Annotated in this window: 4 protein-coding genes and 1 pseudogene; all 5 read left to right on the top strand. The window is 64.1% G+C overall.

From position 1 onward, the window contains the following. Window positions 1–147: 147 nt before the first annotated feature. On the top strand, window positions 148–1,380 hold the full coding sequence (locus IL54_RS19295; protein ID WP_016510902.1) for a site-specific integrase: 1,233 nt from the start codon (window positions 148–150) through the stop codon (window positions 1,378–1,380). Then, entirely contained in the window at window positions 1,377–2,741 is a 1,365-nt protein-coding gene (locus IL54_RS19290; protein ID WP_037479658.1) for a tyrosine-type recombinase/integrase, read from the top strand. The genes IL54_RS19295 and IL54_RS19290 overlap by 4 nt, the downstream gene beginning before the upstream one ends. Continuing rightward, window positions 2,738–3,742 (top strand): site-specific integrase, encoded by a 1,005-nt coding sequence (locus tag IL54_RS19285; protein WP_035386812.1) that lies wholly within the window; start codon window positions 2,738–2,740, stop codon window positions 3,740–3,742. Before IL54_RS19290 ends, IL54_RS19285 begins: the two co-directional genes overlap by 4 nt. 36 nt (window positions 3,743–3,778) lie before the next feature. Further along, window positions 3,779–4,021: pseudogene (locus IL54_RS23755) on the top strand (hypothetical protein); the annotation flags it as partial. Next, a partial coding sequence (locus tag IL54_RS19275; protein ID WP_037479655.1) for a DUF2958 domain-containing protein occupies window positions 4,018–4,294 on the top strand: 277 nt, incomplete at its 3' end. The pseudogene IL54_RS23755 and the gene IL54_RS19275, both read left to right, overlap by 4 nt.

Raw genomic sequence — 4,294 nt, 5'->3', positions numbered from 1 at the left:
TTCCAGTAATCGCGAGGTATCGATAATGTGAAGGAACGCGGCTTTAGCGTCTGAAATCCGCAGAATTCCGCCGTTATCTGATGGTCTTTGCTTCGCATTATTTCACGACAAACCTCTGCGGTCGTTTGACCAGCAGAGGAGCCTTCGATGCCGAATACCGATTGCGAACTGATCGCCGAACTCAAAGTCGCACTGATCAGTCAACGATACAGCCCGGTGGTGGCCGGGAACTACTGCGCCTATGCGCGCGGGTTCCTCGACTATCTTGCCCGGCGGAGCATCCCGATCACCGAGGTGACCGAGGCGCAGGTGGCGCACTACCTGCACCATGCGATCGCGATGTTCCGCAAACGCCATGGTCGGTCGCCGGGGCCGTACTGGCACTCCATTCCGCGCTCTGGAATCCACGCATTGCTGCGGCTTGCACAGGGCCAGTGGCCGCCCGCGCCGAAAGCAACCTGTGCAGCAGATGCGCTGCGCTTTGCGATCTGCGACGAATACGAGACCTGGCTGCGCGAGGAACGGGGCCTTGCGGAGCCCAGTATCTACGCATTGATGTGGGAGGGCCGGAACTTCCTCGCCTGGCAGCTTGATCGATGCGGCGTCGACAGCCTGATGGAAATGGCCGTCGGCGACATCGACCGTTACATGGAAACGCGCACCCCCCACCAGACGCGCAAATCAGTGAAGGATGTCGCGGAGCGGCTTCGCTCGATCCTCCGCTATCTGCACCGCACGGGTCGCACCGCGATCGACTTGTCGCCGCACGTAATCGCCCCATTGCTTTACGCCTACGAGGGGGTGCCCTCGATCCTTGAGCGGGACCAGATCGCTGCTGTCCTGCGAGTTGCAGGGCAGGACAAAACGCCTATTGGGCTGCGGGACCATGCGATCCTACAACTGCTCGCAACTTATGGCCTGAGGTCGAGCGAGATCCGCAACCTGCGGATCGAAGACATCGACTGGCGCGCGGAAGCGATCCGCATCAGACACACCAAGACCCGGGCCTGTTCGTACCTGCCCCTGATGGCGCCGGTAGGCGAAGCGGTGCTCGCCTATCTGCGCGCCGGACGGCCCGAGACCGACGCCCGGGAAGTCTTCATCCGCACGCGCGCGCCCTATCGCAAGCTCGGGATGCTGGCCAGCGCGGTGCGGCGGCGGCTTCATGACGCCGGGGTCGAGCCGCCAGGCAAGAGTGGTCCGCACATCTTCCGCCATGCGCGCGCAGTCGAAATGCTGCGCTCCGCGGTGCCGCAGAAAATCATCGGAGACATGCTCGGACACCGTTCGGCCGAGTCCACCGCTCCCTACCTCAAACTGGCCACCGAGGACCTCAGGGATATCGCGCTCTGCGTGCCGGGACGGGAGGTGCGGTCATGACGATCTGGCCCGATCCCGAGCGGCAGTTGGTCGAGCGCTATGTGGCCGACCTTGATCTGCGCAGACCGAAGACCCGCACCGTGTACAAGCAGGCGCTCAACAGCTTCCAGGACGAGGTCGAGCGCCACGCCGAACTCGACCAGGACGTGCTGGTGGCCTGGCTTCAGGCGTCGTCAACCCGATGGGCTGCGACGACGCGGCTGCACCGCACCCGCATCATCGACCGGTTCCTCGATCATCTTCTGGAAATCGGAGCGATCGAACGCAATCCCGTCGGCGACCTGCGCGATGCATGCAATATCAAGCAGTGCATGCCCGTGTGGCGCGCGTTGGCGTCGCCCGATCCGAACCAGGCCCTTGCCGCGCTGTATCGGCCCAAACCGTTCGGCAGCGTCCTGGGCGCGATGATGGCCGAGCACGTCGATCTGATGCGGAGCCGCGGCTACAAGTACACCTGTCAGCCCGTGTGGCTCGTCCGGTTCGACAGGTTCCTGCAACTGAACCCGGCCCTGCAAGATGAGCCGATAGGTGTGATGCTCGAACACTGGGCAAGCGCCAAGTCGGCGCCCAATCATCCCGCCGAATGCGAGAGGCTGAAGCGCGTCCTGGCAAAAATCCTCCGGCACCGGGACCCGTCGATCCCGCCGCGTCGTCCGGACTCGCGGCCGATCAAGCAAGTGGCGAAGCAGTTCCGCAAGCCCCACATCTACTCCCCCGCCGATGTCCGGCGGATGCTCGATATCGCCCGAACCTATCCCTCGCCGCGAGTGCCGCTTCGCCCGTTGAGCATCCATACCATGCTCATGATGGCCTATTGTGCGGGGCTGCGGTGCGGCGAGGTAGCCCGGCTCGATCTTGGCGACATCGACCTAGATAACGGCACGATCACGGTGCGGCAGACCAAGTTCTTCAAGACGAGGATCCTGCCTCTGTCCGAAAGCGTGGTGGCCGAGCTTCGGGCCTATATCGATGCGCGGCGGCGGGCCGGAGCATCGCAAGAACCGCGCTCCGGACTGTTCTGGCACGAGCAGCGCAGTGCCCGATACTCGAGCCAGGCCATCGCCTGGCTGCTGGTCGACGTCATCCGCCGGGCCGGGCTGAAGCCGCCGCGCGGCTTCACCGGACCGCGCCTTCATGACCTGCGCCACTCGATGGTCGTGAACCGCATCCTCGAATGGTATCGCGCCGGCATCAACCCGCAGGAGCGCTTGCCGTTCCTTGCGACCTACCTCGGCCATCGGGATATCAACTCCACGCTGGTCTACATCACGGTCACGCAGGAGTTGCTGCACCACGCCAACGAGCGGTTCCGTGCAGTGGGCGCACAATGCCTCAGCCTGGGGCAGGAGGCGCAGCCATGAGCAAGGCCGACCCGTTCCCGAACCTGCTGCGCGCGTTCTTCTACGAATGGCTGGTCGAACAGCGCAACGCGTCCATCCATACGGTTCGATCATACCGCGATACCTGGCGGCTGTACCTGCGGTTCGTCGCGCAGCGTGCTGGAAAGAAGGTGGCGGTGATCACGCTGGCCGATCTGACAGCCAGCGAGGTCGCCGCGTTCCTGAGCCATGCCGAGCACGAACGCGGCGGTACGATCGGCACGCGCAACTGCCGGCTTGCCGCGCTCCGCAGCTTCTTCCACTTCGTGGCCACCAAGTATCCCCCATCGATCGCGCAATGCGTCGAAATCCTCAACATCCCGATCAAGCGCGCGCCGGTATCGGAGCCCTGCTACCTCGATCCGGCGGAAGTGACGGCGATCCTCGCTCAGCCCGACCGTTCTACGATCGAGGGTATGCGCGACCATGCGCTGCTCTCGTTCCTCTACAACAGCGGCGCACGAATACAGGAAGCGCTCGATCTGTGCCCCGAAGCGATCCGGTTCGAAAGCCCGAGCTGCGTGCGCCTGACCGGCAAGGGCCGCAAGGAACGCATCTGCCCGCTCTGGCCGGAAACGGTCCTGCTGCTGAGTAAGCTGCTCGAGCGACAGCCACGGGCGCCGGACCAGAGGCTGTTCGTCAACCGTTATGGCGAACCGCTCAGTGCCTCGGGTGTCCGGTTCAAGCTTGCCGCCTACGTGAGGGCTGCGGCAGAAACCACGCCGACGCTGCGTGCCAAGCATGTGACGCCGCACGCCTTCCGGCACGCCACCGCCGTGCACCTCATCTCGGCGGGCGTCGACGTCACGGTCATCCGCAGTTGGCTCGGCCATGTGAGCCTCGACACGACCAACCACTATGCGAGGGCCAATCTGGAAACGAAACGGAAGGCATTGGAACAGGTTGCCGCTCCGACCACACCCGGCGGCAAGCCATCCTGGAAGCGCGATACAAGCGTACTCGCCTGGCTCGACACGCTCTGAATAATGCGAAGGAATGTTGGCCGGAAACCGCAGACATCAGCCAATCTGGCCGCGTTCCTTCACATTATCGACACCTCGCGATTACTTGCGGTGCTGCGCGAGGACAATCGCGCAATCTTCCGCGCCGCCAGCGCCGCCAGCAAGGCCGCCGACTGGCTGCTGGCGCGGCACGCCGCCGCCCAAGCCGAAGCGGTTCAGGCCGAGGCCACCCAAGGCGACACTTCCCGCGATGAGACCGGCGAACGCCAAGCTCCGCAGGACGAAAGGATCTCGGCATGATCCTTCTGACCCCCGAGCTTCACGCCGCGCTGCGCGTGAATGCCGCAGCGCATCGTGATGCGATGCAAACCGGCACCCACGAACCCGACCCCGCGCCGGTCGTCAAATTCTTCAACCCGCTGGGTGCTGCGACATGGCTGGCGACCGAGCTGTATGATGATGGTGACACGTTATTCGGGCTGGCCGACCTCGGTTTCGGCTGTCCCGAACTGGGCTGTGTCAGCCTGTCCGAACTGGCGGGCATCCGCCTGTCGTTCGGCTTGCAGATCGAGC

Source organism: Sphingobium sp. ba1, assembly GCF_000743655.1.
In the GTDB taxonomy this organism is placed as follows: domain Bacteria; phylum Pseudomonadota; class Alphaproteobacteria; order Sphingomonadales; family Sphingomonadaceae; genus Sphingobium.
Note: the sequence above shows the minus strand (reverse complement) of the source record. Positions and strands in the feature narration are given on the sequence as shown.